Here is a 16,440-nt window from a genome sequence, read left to right as displayed (position 1 = left end):
GGGTGTCATATTCAGATTGCATGAGTTTCTCCTTTTTGGCCTGCCTGATCACGGTGCTGGATATATGCACTCCAGTCGCGGCCGGCTAACTTGGCCCATGCCGCCGCGTTCCTATCGGTGATCCCGAGCAGCCCAGCAAGCACGGGTGCAGGAATTCTGGCTGCGAGGTGAAACATGGAAGCCTTTCGACTCTCGTACGGCTTAATCCCGATCGCGGTAAGGTCCCGGCGGAACACCTCGGTAACGAGATGACGACCGGGCTGGCCCCCGGGGAAGAGCCATCCCGGATCGCTGGTCTCGACCAGCCTTTCTGCACGGGTAGTCAGGTAGTTCCGTAGTAGGTCGTCAAGAATGGGTGGCATTTCAATCGGGTCATTGGCGAAAGTGACCAACACGTCGGTTTCGGTGACATGGATCTGCTGAAGCCTCATTGCCACAATGCGATTGAGGGGTTGAGCAAACAGGAGGGTGAAGAGCCCGGCCAAACGAATATGAGCAGGATGGTGGTCCTCGTTCAGAAGTCGCTCGACATCGGACCAGTGTTGCTCAGTGCTGATAGTGACAGTTGCATTCGGCCACGGCTCACCAGACGCGGTCAAGTTTCTATTGACTCGAGTCTTTCTGGCCCAAGCGATGAATGAAGCAATCGTTTTGGTTCGGTTATAGCCGGGAGAGTTGCTGATGAGTTCTTCGAGGTCGACCTGTGTGGCATCTTCAATAGAGACTCCACGACGAGCTAGCAGCTCGCAGAATTCAATTGCTGCGCGAACCCGGATACGAGCAGAATTCGCAACCGCCTGCGTCAGTGTTCCGTTGCTCGCATGGCGGTGGAGGTTGCGCAGGATGTGCCATCGGGCATAGCTGTTGATGGTGAAGGCACACTCGGTTTCCAGTCTCGGGGCGATTTCGGTGTCGAGCCACGAGATGAAACGGTCGACATGTGGTTCCCACGGGCCGAGGATCCCGATCGAGACAAGCAGATTGCGCAGGTAGTCATTGGGCTTCGTCGGTGGCAATTGCCGGAAAGCAGTATGGCTGATAGACGACTGCCCGCAGGCCATTTGTCTCAGGAGATCGGTGCTCGCTTGGGACTGGGAGACCCAGCGTAGTGGGGTGCGCGGGTCAACTGAATTGATCCAGTAGTCAAGCAACGGTCGCAACTGTTGATTGAGGTGGCCTGTGGCTGGATCGGTCAGGAGCTCGGTGGCGCGGGTCGCCAGTGTGCACCGGGCGCACACCTTGCCATAAGGGTGAGATTCCTCCCCACAATTGGGACATTCAAAGAGCGGTGGTGCTCCCGCACAAGTGGTGCACACGGCTTGTTTACCCAATGGGAGAGCGAGCACACGGACCAGGCCGCAGGATGGGCATGGGGCTGGATGATTGCGACGGCGTTTCGTGCAAGGTCGACACATTTGCCATCCGGTGATGCGTTGGTCGATCGGTGTATCGGTGCGGCCACAGTCGATGCAAGGACTGAGACGGGTTTTCTGTGTCGACGAAGTCATGTCAGGTGAGACGTGTCGCCCAAGCTGACGACCTGTCGGTTATGGAAGAAATAGTCTTCCCTGAGAGTGGTGATGCTTCCGGAAGGCGCACGGAGATTGATGTATCCCAGCGATTCGAGTGGCATCTTGATCCAAGAGGCTACAACGAACGTGAGGGCGTATCCGTGCGTCACGATGACTTGGTGTTCTGTCGGGCTTGCCAAGATGTCGTCCATGGCGGCGTACACACGATGGGCGAAAACACGGTTTGGTTCCGCCCCCACTACGCCTTCGTCATGGTTCAGGCGATCACCTGTGCGCGGTGGCGGAATGAACCGACTGTCCAGCCATGATTGGGGCCTTCCTTCTCCTTCGCCATACGATTTCTCACGCAACCTACGATCCAGTACTGGCTGCGCCCGGAGTATCGCGGATATTTGGTCCGCTGTCTGAGCCGTGCGTTTCAGGTCCGAAGAGAACAAGTCGACTGTTGTATTTTCCGGAAGTTTCGACCGCAACGCTTGAGCAATCGCGACGGCGGCTTTGTGTCCGGCGAGTGTGAGTTCGGAGTCATGCCACCCACCGACCAAGTTTTCCACGTGGTGTGTTGCTTCGGGATGGGCGACGACGTGGATTGTGCGCATGTCCTGTGCCTTTCAGTTACGGGGAATGTGGGTCAAGGGGCGCTAGCAGTTACCTGACAGAGCGATAGCGTCCAGTCATAGGCCCTCTGGGCGTCGGACAGTGGATCGAACTGGCCGGAGGTCGCCGATGCCCGCAGTACCGCTGGGCGACTGCGGCGCTGGCTTTTGGTCATAATTCAGTTCGAGGAGGTCGTTGGGTGTGCAGTCCAAGATGTCGCAGAGCGCAGCGAGCAGCTCAACATTGATGCGTTGAGGGGTGCCAGTGACGACTTTGTGGATCATCTGCTTTGAGATATCGACGCCTCGTGCGGAAAGCGGTTCGACAAGGTCTGTGGTCTTGAACATGCCAGCAGAGGCCATGACCTGACGCAGATTCCACTGCAGAGAAACCTGCCGGCCTGGTGTCGGGAATTTGTTGCTTGCTGTATTCATTGTTGCCCTTCTTCGTTGTTGTAGACCCGGCGGAGAGCAGCCTGCAAAGTTTTGGTCTTGAAGTCGTTTGAAACTGAGGTGTAGATAGCAGTAGTCGAAGCATATGAGTGGCCGACTTGCTCGGTGACGAATCGTTCGGGGTAACCGAATTCGATGAGGTGGGTGACGTAAGAATGTCGAAGGCAGTGAAGCGTCAGTTCGTCTGGTAGCTCGGCTTCGCGCCGTAACCAGGCGAACCGTAGGTCCATGGTTCTCGGGTCAATGCGTCCGCCGCGTTCGGTTGGCCACAGTTCAACTCTTCTTTCAGCGTCGGTACCGAGGACCAGGGGTCGTGCTTGTTCGACCCACTGGGTCAGTCCAGTCACGACCCAATCGAACTCAGGGACTGTGTGAACTGTGCGTCGTCGAGGAACTCCTCCGCGGACAGCTTTGCCGTAACGGACGTGGACTGCTCCGTACGTTCCCCATTGAGGCATATCAGGACTGGGTCGCAGATCAGCAATGTCAAGCATGCAGACCTCGCGACGGCGTAGTCCATAGGCATAGATCGTTTTTACGATTTGGGAGTCGCGCAGCGCCGCCCACGCGCCTTTACGGCCCGAGGCTTTGACACGCTCGACTCGGGTATCGAGGAAGTCGAAGAGGTGCTGGATCTCGTCGTAAGTAAATGGACGGCGGCCCGGGCGTCCCTCGTAGTCGGTGGTGTGAGCGACTGTGTTGTAGTCGTGACAAACCTGCGACGGGATCTGATCGAATCGTTTCTGGCACTCTTCAATCCACCCGTAGCGGCCGTCGAGAAGATAGTCGCAAAACATACGAATCACAAAGTGATAGCCACGGATCGTTGATGGCGCAGCCTTCTTAGAACCCGACATCAACGACAGCGTGAAGTCTTCCATATCACCGGGGGTCCAGGACCAGGGGTGGGATCCTGCGAACTCGTTGAAGCGGTGGATCAACGAGATTCGACTGTCCACGGTTTGGTTACTTAAGGATCGGGATCGTAGTTGTCGCTGCCACCCAGCCACCATTGCGTTGAACACAGCTTCTGGTTCGTTAAGGTGGCGAACACCGGGTACGAGGACCAACTGGGCTGATCCAGGAACATCCATCATCAACACTCCAAATCGTCTATTTGAAGTAGAGATTAGCAACTTAAAGTAGAGATTGGAATAGACTGCTTGATGAGAAGCGCGTCGCGTTCTTCGTTCTGGAGCATTCGGTCGCCCAACGGGCTCCAGGGACGCAACTTTAAGTTTATTCGTGACCATAGAATTCCCAATGCCACGGTTCAGGCAGTGAACCCGACTGACGAGCCCAGCTCGGATGGATCCATCCGAACTTCGGTGCGTTGGCACGCATCCACTGGTGCTCAGCGCTGCCGAACGAATTGATTCCGCCGCCCAGGTCCATTGCCAGCGCCCAACCGTGGTTCGAGGTTCCGGGAGTCGCAGCCATCCGACCCTTCCGTCGTTTCAAAATGACCTGAGTGTCGTAGTCACGATAGGCATCAGTCACCGAGATCGGAGTCGAGAACCTGGCTGCATAGGCGTGAGACATCCGGTCGAACGCCGTCTGAGCATCACAGCGCAGCATCTGTCCCGGCGCCGACATCAACGAACACATCGCCGCGGCAGGTATCCGACCATTGCGATGTCCACCCCACGCACCCGCTCCAGAGGTCGTGGAGTCGCCGGTATGTTCCTTTTCGGGCTTGCGCGACAGTGGCAAGAGGATCGACTCCTCTTGTCCGAAGAAGCCTGCCGGGTCGATGTACTTCTTCACTCCCTCAGACTTCCAGACGCCGACGTGCAGACACGATTGATCGCAGTGACCACCCTCAGCGACTGTTCCGATCTCAGCACCGGCAGAGAACGCCTCGCCCGTTTTCAGAACCGACTCTGCCGGTTGGAACGAGATGACATATCCGGAATCTGTTTCGATGCTGATGGTCGCGGTGCCAGCCACCGAGCCGCGGAAGCGAATGGTGCCAGCGGCGGGTGCCCGCACCGGTTCACCACTGACCGTGAGCACATCGATGCCCCGGTGTCCCTTCAACCACGCCTCTGTCGGCGGATCAAATGCTTCGAGAATCTCCATCGCCGGGACCGGGGAGGCCCATGTCCTCTGTGCCTGGGCCGCAGCTTCGGCAGAGGTCGCCGAAAACGGTGCCACCACCTCGGCGAGGGCGAGGAGCACTGGAATCAGACTCACGGTCATGATGCGACTCAGCCTGTGAGATGCCAGGCGAGCCCTGGACCAGACCGCCAGCCGAGTTAGAGACAAGGCAGCCGGCAGCGTTCGAGACCAGATGGAACGGGCGGTGTGCGAAGAAGCGACGATGAGGTCCATGAGCCAATGGAAGCCCGGTCGCCTCCAGATGTCAGGCGCGCGAGCAGCGACTGTGGACAGAGCCCCGTCGTACACAGACGAAACGAACACGAGTGGCGCGGCGATCCACAGGAGACTGCCCATGAGTGGTCGAGAGGAGTGCCTGACCAGCGAGTTGTGGAGATTGCGAATCTGATTGGAACCTCGAAGCTGCGGCTCTGATCAGGCGATGCGGGACAAAGATATCCACACGGCGCCGGACATGGGTCGACTGACTGGCTACTTGGGGGCGTGCACTGGGTGAGCACACCGAGCAGTCTGAAAGCCGCGCAGACTGTGATGCAGCCCATTCGGCAGGTGCCTGATCGATTGGAAAAGCCTTGGGCAACAGGGATAGACTGGCCTCAGCAGAAGCGTGTCTTCTGACTACGCGTATTCGATTTCTTCTCCATCCCATGGTGCAAATAGCCTGCAAGGGCGAATTTGTGGGGCGGATGAACCGAATACCAGGAATTAACCGAAAATGTCATTGTTCCGCCAGCACAATGCTGTCGTTCGATAATGACGTAAAAGCGCCTCCGGGCGCAAGAGAAGGGAGGACGTCGGTATGGCCGTCGTCACCATCCGCCAGCTGCTCGACAGCGGCGTTCACTTTGGACACCAGACCCGCCGTTGGAACCCGAAGATGAAGCGTTTCATCTTCACCGAGCGCAACGGCATCTACATCATCGACCTGCAGAAGTCGCTGGGCTACATCGACTCTGCATTCGAGTTCGTCAAGGAAACCGTGACCCACGGTGGCTCGATCCTGTTCGTCGGCACCAAGAAGCAGGCCCAGGAATCGATCGCCGAACAGGCCAAGCGCGTGGGACAGCCCTACGTCAACCAGCGCTGGCTCGGCGGTATGCTCACCAACTTCCAGACCATCTCGCTGCGCCTGCGCCGCCTGAAGGAACTCGAAGAGATCGACTTCGACGATGTTGCAGGTTCCTCGCACACCAAGAAGGAACTGCTCATTCTCCGTCGCGAGAAGGACAAGCTGGAGAAGACCCTCGGCGGTATCCGCGACATGCAGCGGACCCCTTCGGCTGTCTGGATCGTTGATACCAAGAAGGAACACCTCGCCGTCGACGAAGCTCGCAAGCTCGGAATCCCGGTCATCGCGATCCTCGACACCAACTGCGACCCTGACGACGTCAACTACCCGATCCCGGGCAACGACGACGCCATCCGCTCGGTGTCCCTGCTGACCCGCGTGATCGCCGACGCAGTGGCAGAGGGCCTCATCGCCCGCCACTCCTCGGACGACAACAGCGGAGAGAAGAACGTCTCCGCCGTCGAACCGATGCCAGAGTGGGAACGCGAACTGCTCGAGGGCAACGCTCCTGCTTCTGAGGAAGCTGCCGCTCCGGCTGCAGACGCTGCCGAGAAGCCAGCCGCCGATGCCGCTGCTGCCGCTGAAGAAGCAACCGACGAGCCGCCAGTTGAGGCTGCTGCCGAAGCTGCTGACGAGGCAACCGAAGCACCCGCCGCAGAAGCAGCTGCAGACTCCACCGAGTCCAAAGAGTCCTGATTTTCCATAACTCCACCATCCTGAGGAGAAAGAATGGCAAACTACACTGCCGCTGATATCAAGGCATTGCGCGAGAAGACCGGCGCCGGAATGATGGACGTCAAGAAGGCTCTTGACGAAGCTGACGGCGATCAGGCGAAAGCCATCGAGGTCCTCCGTGTGAAGGGTCTCAAGGGCGCCACCAAGCGTGAAGGTCGCTCCACCTCTGACGGTCTCGTGGCTACCCACGTCGAGGGCGGCGTCGGAACGATGATCGAGCTCAACTCGGAGACCGACTTCGTTGCGAAGTCCGATCCCTTCGTTGCACTCGCTGATGAAGTTCTGTCTCTGGCCGTGTCCAGCAACGCCGATTCGGCCGAAGCTGTTCTCGAGTCCACGAAGGACGGCAAGCCCGTCTCGGAGTTCATCACTGAAAGCGGTGCGACTCTGGGTGAGAAGGTTGCCCTTCGTCGCGTTGGACGTCTCGAAGGCGCAAGCGTCGAGTCCTACCTGCACCGCACGAACAAGGACCTGCCACCTCAGGTGGGCGTCCTGCTGGCATACGAAGGTGATGACGCCACTGTCGCACACGACGTCGCCGTGCACATTGCAGCTATGAGCCCGAAGTACTTCTCCCGCGAAGAGGTCCCAGCCGACCTCGTGGAGAACGAACGTCGCATCGCTGAAGACACCGCGAAGAACGAAGGCAAGCCTGAGAAGGCTCTGCCCAAGATCATCGAAGGCCGCGTCAACGGCTTCTTCAAGGAAAACTGCCTGCTCGACCAGGGATTCGCCAAGGATCCCAAGCAGTCCGTGAGCAAGGTCCTCGAAGCTGCCGGCGTCAAGGCCACCGGATTCCTGCGCTTCCGCGTCGGAGCCTGAAACATCATTGACCGCTGAGCGGGTCGTAAACCGACCTGCACAGCAGTCGTCTCGCTTGAGAGTGAACTCATAAGCGGCTGACGGGGTCGGACCATTCGGTCCGGCCCCGTTTTCGCTACACTGGCACCGACGACACATCCGGGCTCCAACCTGCCCAGACGGAAGAAGGACTCTAAATGACATCCACCCCGGTTCACGAATCCAGCTACGCCAGCAGACCAGTCCGCACACACCGCCGCCGCGTGCTCCTCAAACTCTCGGGTGAGGTCTTCGGCGGAGGCAAAATCGGAGTCGATCCCGATGTCGTCGCCGCTGTAGCCAGAGAAGTAGCCCCTACCGTCGAAGAGGTGGAAGTCAGCATCGTCGTCGGAGGCGGAAACTTCTTCCGTGGAGCAGAGCTGTCACAGCGCGGCATGGACCGCACACGCGCCGACTACATGGGCATGCTCGGAACAGTCATGAACTGCCTTGCGCTGCAGGACTTCCTCGAACAGACCGGCGTCGACACCCGGGTGCAGACAGCAATCCCCATGTCGCAGGTCGCCGAGTCCTACATTCCGCGCAGGGCCATGCGCCACATGGAGAAGAACAGGGTCGTCATCTTCGGCGCGGGAGCCGGACTGCCCTACTTCTCCACCGATACCGTCGCCGCTCAGCGGGCGCTGGAAATCCACGCCGACGAAGTCCTCATCGCCAAAAACGGAGTCGACGGCGTCTACACCGCCGACCCGAACATCGACCCCACTGCAGAAAAGATCCGTGAGATCACCTATCAGGAGGCGCTGCAGAAGGGCCTCAAAGTCGTCGACGCAACCGCATTCTCCCTGTGCATGGACAACAAACTTCCGATGCACGTCTTCGGGATGGAAGGCGAAGGCAATCTGCGCAAGGCCATCGTCGGCGACAAGATCGGCACCGTAGTCAAATAGTCTCCAGGGCGCATCGGCCCCGGGCCTACAACGCCTCGAAATGTCTCAGACGAGGTCCAGAACTCTCCCTGGACCAAACGAGTGCGGCATTCGACAGCTATGACCCATAGAATGAACCCAAAGCTCCTATCGACGGAAAGAGTGAGTCGTGATTGAAGAAACACTGGCCGAGGCCAGGGAAAAGATGGACAAAGCCGTGGAATTCACGCAGGAGGACTTCTCGTCCATCCGCACCGGCCGCGCCAATCCCGCACTGTTCGCCGCCATCGAGATCGATTACTACGGTGCACCGACCCCTCTGCAGCAGCTGGCCTCATTCCAGACCCCAGAAGCTCGCACCATCTTGGTGACTCCTTACGATCGTGGAGCACTCGGCGACATCGAGACCGCGCTGCGCAACTCGGACATCGGCGCCAACCCAGCCAACGACGGCAACGTCATCCGCGTCGTGCTCCCGGAACTCACCGAGGAACGCCGCAAGGAATATGTGAAGATCGTCAAGAGCAAGGCTGAAGACGGCAAGGTGTCGATCCGCAACATCCGTCGTCATGCCAAGGAAACCCTTGAGCGCATCAAGAAGGACGGCGACGCCGGTGAAGACGAAGTCGCACGCGGAATCTCCGAACTCGATGACCTGACCAAGGGCAAGGTCGACAATGTCGACAAACTGCTGTCCAAGAAGGAAGCTGAGCTCCTCGAGGTCTGATGATTTCGTTGACCGGGCCAGGCACTCCAGCATCCGATCCGGCTCCCCTCGGGGGGCCGGATCCGGATCCGGTTCCGCATGCAGCGGGGCCTGAGACCCCATTCCCCAGGCGCAGAGACCTGCGCAACTCCGATAAGGACTATTCGCCGGAAGACCCGGCGACGAACCCTGCCGCTGAGTCTGGGCAGGATGTCCCTGAGGTGGCGGAGAAGGACTACGGCAAGGCCGGACGAAATCTGCCGGCTGCGATCGGCATCGGGCTGCTCATCGGCGGCATTGTCCTGGCGTCCCTCATCTTCTTCCCGATCTCCTTCCTCTTCATCATCCTCATCGCCATCGTGGCCGCAATGTGGGAGCTGGCCAATGCGCTGTCCCGGTCGGGGTCACTCGTATCGCGGATACCGACGATGGTGTCGGCGGCATGCATGGTGGTGGCGACGTTCGTCGGTGGACGCGAGGCCCTGTGGGTGACCTTCGCCGCCAGTGCCGGCGCCGTCATGCTCTTCACCATGGTCGAGCGCCGTAAGAACGCGGTCAAAGACGTTTCGCTGTCCCTGTTCGCACTGACCTACGTGGGCCTCATGGCCTGCTTCGTCGTGTACCTGCTGACCCAACCCGACGGCAACTTCTACGTCATCCTGTTCTTGGCCAGCGTGGTCGCCTCTGACACCGGCGGCTACGTCTTCGGCGTCCTCTGGGGCAAACACCCGATCGCACCGAGAATCTCCCCGAAGAAATCCTGGGAAGGTTACATCGGTTCGGTGGTCTTCGCCGCCGCGGTCGCCACCATCCTCGCTCTGACTCTCTTCGACGCTCCGTTCTGGACCGGTCTGGTCATAGGTGTCGTCATCCCAGCCTTCGCCACCCTCGGCGACTTCAGCGAATCGATGATCAAACGCGACCTCGACCTCAAAGACATGGGGACTCTGCTGCCCGGGCACGGCGGCGTCATGGACCGACTCGATTCGATCCTGCCCACCGCACCGGTGGCCCTCGTGATGTTCACGGTCCTGCCCGGCTACCTCTGATCCACACTGATCCGCCTCGCACCTGCAATTGGATAGCCGTCAATCGCGGGCATCTGCATGACCGCGAACCGCGGGTATCCACCCAGCCCTCAATCGCCGGTGACAGCCTCTTATCGGGCGTGGCGGCACACACACTCCAAGACATTTGCTCTCATGAGACAATGGACGTGTGAGTTCTCAAGCAGGTAACAGGCAGACACGGCCCGTCGTCGAACACGCAGACGGCACGACATCGAAGACGCCGACGCGTGACGGCCGTCCGCTGCTTAATTTCAAATCTCCACGAGCCAGCCAGCCAAAGCAGCATCTGGCCGATATGACGATGGACGAACGCATCGACGCGGTCAAAGAGATGGGACTGCCCGCCTTCCGCGCCAAGCAGATCTCCACTCACTACTTCACGCACTATCAGACCGATGTCGAGTCCATGACGGACCTGCCGAAGGACCTGCGTGCCGACCTGCAGGAACGATTCTTCCCCCACCTCCTGACCGAGGTTCGTCGCCTGCGCACCGCCAACGGCGACACAATCAAGTTCCTGTGGCGCCTCTATGACGGAGCACTCGTCGAATCGGTGCTCATGCGCTACCGCAACCGAGTCACACTCTGTGTTTCAAGCCAGTGCGGTTGTGGAATGAACTGTCCCTTCTGCGCAACAGGACAGCAGGGACTGACACGCAATATGTCTGCGGCCGAGATCGTCGAACAGGTCATCCGCGCCAACCAGGTCATCGCTGACGGCGAACTCGCACCGGCACCCTCGGGGGACATGCCAGCCGACGGCGAGACGGCCCTCGGTGCCGAAGCAGACGATGACCAGGGCGAATCACCAGAGGCAATGGTCGACGCATCGGACTCGACCACCTCGGCGACGGGACCCGAACGCGTCTCCAACATCGTGTTCATGGGAATGGGCGAACCCTTGGCCAACTACAAACGCGTGATGAACGCGGTGCGCCGGTTCGTCGAACCAGCGCCGCAGGGACTGGGAATGTCGGCCCGTCGCATCACCATCTCCACGGTCGGTCTGGTCCCAGGTATCAACAAGCTGGCGGCCGAGGAGATTCCGGTCACCTTCGCACTCAGCCTCCACGCACCCGATGACGAACTGCGCGATGAGATGATCCCGGTCAACACCCGGTGGAAGGCCGATGAGGCCATCGATGCCGCGTACAACTACTACCAGGTGACAGGACGTCGGGTGAGCATCGAATACGCCCTCATCAAGGATATGAACGATCACCCCTGGCGTGCGGAACTGCTGGCGAAGAAGCTCAATGCTCGTGGTCGCGGTTGGGTCCACGTCAACCCCATCCCGCTCAACCCGACGCCCGGGTCCGTGTGGACCGCCTCCGACCCGGAGGTGGCCGACGAATTCGTGCGCAGGCTCATCGACCAGGGCATTCCCACGACCATCCGCGATACCCGCGGTTCGGACATCGATGGGGCCTGCGGACAGCTCGCCGCCGCCGACTGAGACGTCGCGAACACGCATTTTCCGCGTCCGCCATTTATCATGGTGGAAATGACCCATACGCACGATTCGCTTCTGGAGGCAACATGGCGGACACGACTTTCCCCCGAATGTCCGGATGGAAGAACGGCTACGACCCGAAACAGGTCGACAGCTTCTTCAAACGTGCGCGCGAATCCTTCGAACGCCCCACTCCGCAGCCCGGTGACCTCGACTCACGCGCGGTGCGCACAGTCGGCTTCGATCTGGTGCGAAAGGGATACCACGTTGCCGTCGTCGATGCTGCGCTCGATCGTCTCGAAGACGCCTTCGCCAAACAGGCACGTGACCGGCTCATCGCACAGTCGGGCCAAGATGCTTGGGTCTCCGAACTGACACGTGTGGCCTCGTCTCTGCGAGGACGCTTGGTCCGCGAACCGGGCGAGCACTTCGACAACCCGGCCCCGGGAGTCATCGGCTACGACATCGACCAGGTCGATGACATGTGCGAGAAGGTCAACGCCTACTTCACGGAAGGTGTGGCGATGAGCGTTGACCAGGTCCGCCGCGTCCTGTTCAAAACGGCCAAGGGCAACAAAGCCTACGACGAAGACCAAGTCGATGCGTTCATCGACCGTGTCGTCGAAGTGATGGCCTCCGTTGACTGACTTCCACTACTTCGAAGCACCCACAGACACCTCACCCGGAACGCTTAACCCGGTGTTCGAGCTGCTCGATTTCCCGATCGTCATGGGCGGTGCCGATGACATCGTCCTCACCGGTCCGACCCCGGACAAGCCGATGGTCGATGGCCGTGAAGTCAGCGACCCACGGCTGATCAAGGCACTGTCGAAGCCTGTGGAGCTCGATCGCGCCGAGGTGTTGGACCGGAGTGCGAAACTCGGCGGCATCCTCCATGCCATGGGCATCATCGGCACAGAGAACGCTCGAGTCGTCATCGCCGAGGATGTTCCACCGATCTCGCGGAGGCTGAGCATCCTCGGCGCCGTGCGCATCGGAGCCAGCGTCGACGTTCGTTCCGGCGCGGCATCGACCGATGCCCCGTTTGCCAGCGCGTCGTCTGCGGACTCTTCCTCAACTGATGGTGGGGGCGAGGGCCTCACCACGGTTCTCGTGCACACGATCGACGCTGCCCCGATCGAATCGGGACGAGCCTCGGTCAAGGTCATCCGCTCCCAATTCGAAGGAGTCGGCATCACCGTCGCGGGGGAGACCGCGAATATCGACCAAGCGATGCGGGACTCGCGAGTCGAACCTGCCGCAGTGGTCGCATTGGTACCGAGCCGCCCGCTGATCGTCACCGAGGAGAAAGTGCTCGATGCGCAATCGAGCTTGGAATGGCTGGCTCAGGAGACCCTAGCTGAGGCCTGACGCCTCCGACCCAGAAGGGTCCGAGTCCGACCCAGACGGGCCCGAGCAGATGGACCCGCCGAAGGTGGTGGCCCGACTGCGAGAGGCAGGGTGTGTCTTCGCTGAAGATGAAGCGCGGATCCTGATGGAAGCGGCGCAGGGCTCCGTTTCTGACCAGGAATCCTCTTTGACCGAACTCATAGCTCGCCGCGTCGCGGGCGAGCCTCTCGAGCAGATCGTCGGATGGGTCGAATTCGCGGGGCAGAGACTCCCCGTTGTTCCTGGCGTGTTCGTGCCTCGGCAGCGGACCGCGTTGCTGGCGGAACGGTCGATCCTTGCAGTTCAGGCTGCAACGGATACTGTGCAGACCACAGGGAGTGCTGTGCAGGCCGCAAATGCTGTTCGTGATGTAACCGATGCGACGGAAAACGGACGTCCGGCCCGATTCCTCGAAGCCTTCTGCGGGGTGGGAGCTGTCGCCACCACAGTGGCCTCGGCTATCCCGGGTACGCAGATCCATCTCGGCGATCATGACGAAACAGCACTGAGGTGGGCACAGGACAATGTCGGACCCTGCGCTCAGGCTCACTTGCTTGACTGTCTGGTGGGATTGCCACAGGCCCTGAGTGGTAGCTTCGACGTCATTTCCGCGGTGCCGCCTTATGTGCCAGATTCTGCTGCCCAATTCCTTCCCCGTGAGGCAAGTGAGCACGAGCCGGCGACAGCACTGTTCGGGGGAGTCGATGGGCTCGACCTGGTTCGTCGCCTTGTCAGCGAATCTCGTGAGTGGCTGGCACCAGGCGGGGTGGTGCTCATCGAACTCGGCGCCGCACAATATACGAACGCTGCTGAATTCGCGGAGGCACAGGGATTCACCGCCACCAGCACGCTCGGCGAAGACGAACAGTCCGTGGTACTCGAGCTGCAGCTGAATGAAAGACGCAACCCGATGAATGAGAACAACCGCTGGCCAGAGGTGGCGCGGTCGTGCACTGATGCACGACGTAGACACTTCTGGCCAGCGGTTGTCGGCTGAACTCAGACCCCGCAGGGATCAGTTCGCGAAGGCGTTGATCCCGGTGAGGCTGCGGCCCAGTGTGAGCTGGTGAACCTCGTGGGTGCCCTCGTAGGTGAGCACGGTCTCGAGGTTGACGGCGTGGCGCAATGGTGGGTATTCGCTGGTGATGCCCGAACCGCCGAACAGTGCGCGCAAGTCACGGCAGACGTTCATCGCGGTGTCGACATTGACCATCTTGCCCAGGCTGATCTGTTCGGGACGCACACCCTTCTCCGAGTCCTTGAGCTTACCAAGGTGGGCGGCGAGCAGTGTGATCTGCGAGTACTGGCCGAAGGCCTTCGCAAGCTTCTGCTGGCTGATCTGGAACGAGGACAGCGGACGGTCGAACTGAACGCGGGTGCCGGTGTACTCCAGTGCGGACTGGAGCGCGTCACGCGCGGCACCGGTGACTCCGAAGACGATTCCGTAGCGGGCCTCGGACAGGCAGGACAGGGGGCCCTTCAGACCCTTGGCCTCGGGCAGCATGGCGTCTTCGGGCAGGCGCACGTTATCGAGGACGATCTCACCGGTGATCGAGGCACGCAGAGAGATCTTGCGGTGGATCTCAGGAGTCTGGACACCCTCGGTGTCGCTGGGGACGACGAATCCGCGGACAACGGGCTTGCCCTTGGAGTCGGTTTCCTCGGTTTTTGCCCAGACGACCATGACGTCGGAGACGGGGGAGTTCGTGATCCACATCTTCGCCCCGTTGAGGATCCAGTCGGATCCGTCCTTCTTCGCGGTCGTCTTCATGCCCGATGGGTCGGAGCCGACGTCGGGTTCGGTCAGGCCGAAGCAGCCGATGGCCTTGCCGGCAGCCATCTTCGGAAGCCATTCCTCCTTCTGCGCTTCGGAGCCGAAGTGGTGGATGGCGAACATGGCCAATGATCCCTGGACCGACACGAGTGAACGCAGACCCGAGTCCACGGCTTCGAGCTCACGGCAGGCCAGACCGTACTGGGTGGCGGTGGATCCTCCGCAGCCGTAGCCGTCGAGGTGCATGCCGAGGAGCCCGAGTTCGCCGAGTCCCTCTGCGAGCTCCCGAGCGGGGATTGTGGCGTCGAGGAAGTAGTCGCCGATCTTCTCGCGAACGTTCTCATCAAGCCATTTCTTCACGATCGACGCGAACTCGAGGTCATCTTCCTCGAAGACCGAATCCAGTCCCAGGATGTCGTCGGGGCTCAGCGTTGCACTCATGTAAACCTCTCTCACCATAGATTCGCATTGCATATCTCACGTCGCCGATGATGACAATGTCGAGTCATTTCTCAGAGAACTTTGGCATTATCGGTAGGCGTGAGCAAACGTAGAATCATTGTAGTCGGCTCGACCGGTTCGGTCGGCACCCAGGCCCTCGATGTCCTGGAAGAGAACGCAGCGGATTTCGAGGTCATCGGCCTCGCCGCTGGAACCCAGCTCGATGCTTTGGTGGTCCAGGCGCTCGATTTCTCGGTCCCCGTCATCGGTCTCACCAGCCCACCTGAGGGCGGCCCAGATGAGATCCGGAAGAGGCTGGAGCAGGCTGCTGGTCAACGAGGCATCAGTGATCCTGTCCGTGAGATCCATGTGGGCCCCGATGCCGCCGAGGTGGTCGCCGGTGCCGCTGCCGACATCGTTCTCAATGCGGTGACCGGAGCAGCCGGGCTCGGCGCGACCCTGGCCGCGCTCAAGCGCGGCACCGATGTGGCGCTGGCGAACAAGGAGTCACTCATCATCGGCGGCACGATCGTCCTCGATGCCGCGGCCCGCACCGGAGCGGCACTGATTCCTGTGGACAGCGAGCACTCGGCGATCGCCCAGGCCCTGCGTTCAGGCACCCACGGTGAGGTCAGCAAACTCGTCATCACCGCTTCCGGTGGACCCTTCCGCGGCATGACCCGGGACGCGCTGCGACGTGTCACCCCGGCTCAGGCACTCAAACATCCCACCTGGTCGATGGGGTCGATGATCACCATAAACTCGGCGACACTGGTGAATAAGGGCCTCGAAGTCATCGAGGCCCACCTGCTCTTCGATATCGACTTCGACAACATCGAAGTCGTCGTCCACCCGCAGTCCCAGATCCATTCGATGGTCGAATTCAGCGATGCCTCGACGATCGCGCAGATCTCACCGCCGGACATGCGACTGCCCATCGCCTACGCGCTGGGCACTCAGTCCGACGGTCAGACCCGTCGACTGGCGTCTGGAGCGGTGGCGAACAACTGGGGACAGCCGATGCACTGGTCATTCGAACCCGTGAACCACATCGCCTTCCCCGCCTTGGGCCTGGCCGTTGAAGCCGGACGGAAGCGGAAGAGCTTCCCCGCAGTCTTCAACGCCGCCAATGAGGTTCTCGTCGAAGCCTTCGTGGGTGGTGAGATCCCATTCACCGGAATCGACAAGGGCATCGAACGGGCCCTGCAGGCCCACCAGCCGGCAGCCGAGCACACGGTCGAGACGGTCCTCGCCGCCGACGCCTGGGCTCGAGAATTCGCCCGCCAGGACCTGGCGGAGCAGGTGGCAGAGGCCGCACCCGGCGCACCGGCTGCACAGTCCGCACCGGGCACGAGCCTCGGCGGTTCCTGA

The 16,440-nt window shown here is 60.5% G+C and carries 16 protein-coding genes; 10 read left to right on the top strand and 6 right to left on the bottom strand.

Annotation, left to right across the window (positions count from 1 at the left end):
• Positions 1-11: 11 nt before the first annotated feature.
• The 5 genes from INT40_RS08605 to INT40_RS08585 form a co-directional block, all read right to left on the bottom strand.
• Positions 12-1,061 (bottom strand): hypothetical protein, encoded by a 1,050-nt coding sequence (locus INT40_RS08605; protein WP_135447951.1) that lies wholly within the window; start codon positions 1,059-1,061, stop codon positions 12-14.
• A 443-nt stretch (positions 1,062-1,504) separates the two neighbouring features.
• Entirely contained in the window at positions 1,505-2,131 is a 627-nt protein-coding gene (locus tag INT40_RS08600) for a histidine phosphatase family protein (RefSeq protein ID WP_193095926.1), read from the bottom strand.
• Positions 2,132-2,206: 75 nt separating this feature from the next.
• The gene (locus INT40_RS08595) at positions 2,207-2,563 is read right to left on the bottom strand and encodes a helix-turn-helix domain-containing protein (protein ID WP_096177844.1); all 357 of its coding nucleotides are present in this window, start codon (positions 2,561-2,563) and stop codon (positions 2,207-2,209) included.
• Positions 2,560-3,678: a tyrosine-type recombinase/integrase gene (locus INT40_RS08590; RefSeq protein ID WP_096177902.1), complete on the bottom strand. Its 1,119-nt coding sequence runs from the start codon at positions 3,676-3,678 to the stop codon at positions 2,560-2,562. Before INT40_RS08590 ends, INT40_RS08595 begins: the two co-directional genes overlap by 4 nt.
• Before the next feature lie 142 nt (positions 3,679-3,820).
• Positions 3,821-4,783, bottom strand: a complete 963-nt coding sequence (locus INT40_RS08585) for a D-alanyl-D-alanine carboxypeptidase family protein (RefSeq protein WP_226830986.1) — start codon at positions 4,781-4,783, stop codon at positions 3,821-3,823.
• 718 nt (positions 4,784-5,501) lie between these two features.
• Here INT40_RS08585 and rpsB point away from each other — a divergent pair.
• The 9 genes from rpsB to INT40_RS08540 all read left to right on the top strand — a co-directional run bounded on the left by rpsB (position 5,502) and on the right by INT40_RS08540 (position 13,851).
• Positions 5,502-6,467: a 30S ribosomal protein S2 gene (rpsB, locus tag INT40_RS08580; RefSeq protein WP_101571236.1), complete on the top strand. Its 966-nt coding sequence runs from the start codon at positions 5,502-5,504 to the stop codon at positions 6,465-6,467.
• A gap of 33 nt (positions 6,468-6,500) precedes the next feature.
• A complete protein-coding gene (gene tsf / locus INT40_RS08575; RefSeq protein ID WP_101571234.1) occupies positions 6,501-7,328 on the top strand; it encodes a translation elongation factor Ts in 828 nt (275 codons plus the stop codon).
• A gap of 176 nt (positions 7,329-7,504) precedes the next feature.
• Positions 7,505-8,257: a UMP kinase gene (gene pyrH, locus INT40_RS08570; RefSeq protein WP_101571232.1), complete on the top strand. Its 753-nt coding sequence runs from the start codon at positions 7,505-7,507 to the stop codon at positions 8,255-8,257.
• 148 nt (positions 8,258-8,405) lie between these two features.
• Positions 8,406-8,963, top strand: coding sequence for a ribosome recycling factor (frr, locus tag INT40_RS08565; RefSeq protein ID WP_101571231.1), 558 nt, complete (start codon positions 8,406-8,408; stop codon positions 8,961-8,963).
• Positions 8,963-9,991 (top strand): phosphatidate cytidylyltransferase, encoded by a 1,029-nt coding sequence (locus tag INT40_RS08560; RefSeq protein ID WP_101571229.1) that lies wholly within the window; start codon positions 8,963-8,965, stop codon positions 9,989-9,991. Before frr ends, INT40_RS08560 begins: the two co-directional genes overlap by 1 nt.
• A 169-nt stretch (positions 9,992-10,160) precedes the next feature.
• Positions 10,161-11,468, top strand: coding sequence for a radical SAM protein (locus INT40_RS08555; protein ID WP_193071976.1), 1,308 nt, complete (start codon positions 10,161-10,163; stop codon positions 11,466-11,468).
• Between the two features lie 83 nt (positions 11,469-11,551).
• Positions 11,552-12,112 carry a DivIVA domain-containing protein gene (locus tag INT40_RS08550; RefSeq protein WP_101571225.1) on the top strand — a complete coding sequence of 187 codons (561 nt, stop codon included), beginning with the start codon at positions 11,552-11,554 and terminating at the stop codon, positions 12,110-12,112.
• Positions 12,105-12,836, top strand: coding sequence for a hypothetical protein (locus INT40_RS08545; protein WP_101571223.1), 732 nt, complete (start codon positions 12,105-12,107; stop codon positions 12,834-12,836). The genes INT40_RS08550 and INT40_RS08545 overlap by 8 nt, the downstream gene beginning before the upstream one ends.
• A gap of 166 nt (positions 12,837-13,002) precedes the next feature.
• Complete coding sequence (locus tag INT40_RS08540; RefSeq protein WP_180958942.1) at positions 13,003-13,851, top strand: N5-glutamine methyltransferase family protein; 849 nt, start codon at positions 13,003-13,005, stop codon at positions 13,849-13,851.
• Positions 13,852-13,869: 18 nt separating this feature from the next.
• Here INT40_RS08540 and INT40_RS08535 read toward each other — a convergent pair whose 3' ends face one another.
• Complete coding sequence (locus INT40_RS08535; RefSeq protein ID WP_101571221.1) at positions 13,870-15,069, bottom strand: acyl-CoA dehydrogenase family protein; 1,200 nt, start codon at positions 15,067-15,069, stop codon at positions 13,870-13,872.
• A 99-nt stretch (positions 15,070-15,168) separates the two neighbouring features.
• Here INT40_RS08535 and dxr point away from each other — a divergent pair, with 99 nt between their 5' ends.
• Positions 15,169-16,440 carry a 1-deoxy-D-xylulose-5-phosphate reductoisomerase gene (gene dxr, locus INT40_RS08530; RefSeq protein WP_193095925.1) on the top strand — a complete coding sequence of 424 codons (1,272 nt, stop codon included), beginning with the start codon at positions 15,169-15,171 and terminating at the stop codon, positions 16,438-16,440.

The organism is Brevibacterium sp. FME17 (assembly GCF_014897515.1).
GTDB lineage: Bacteria > Actinomycetota > Actinomycetes > Actinomycetales > Brevibacteriaceae > Brevibacterium.
The sequence above is the reverse complement of the archived record's forward strand: the minus strand, read 5'-3'. Positions and strand labels throughout refer to the sequence as shown.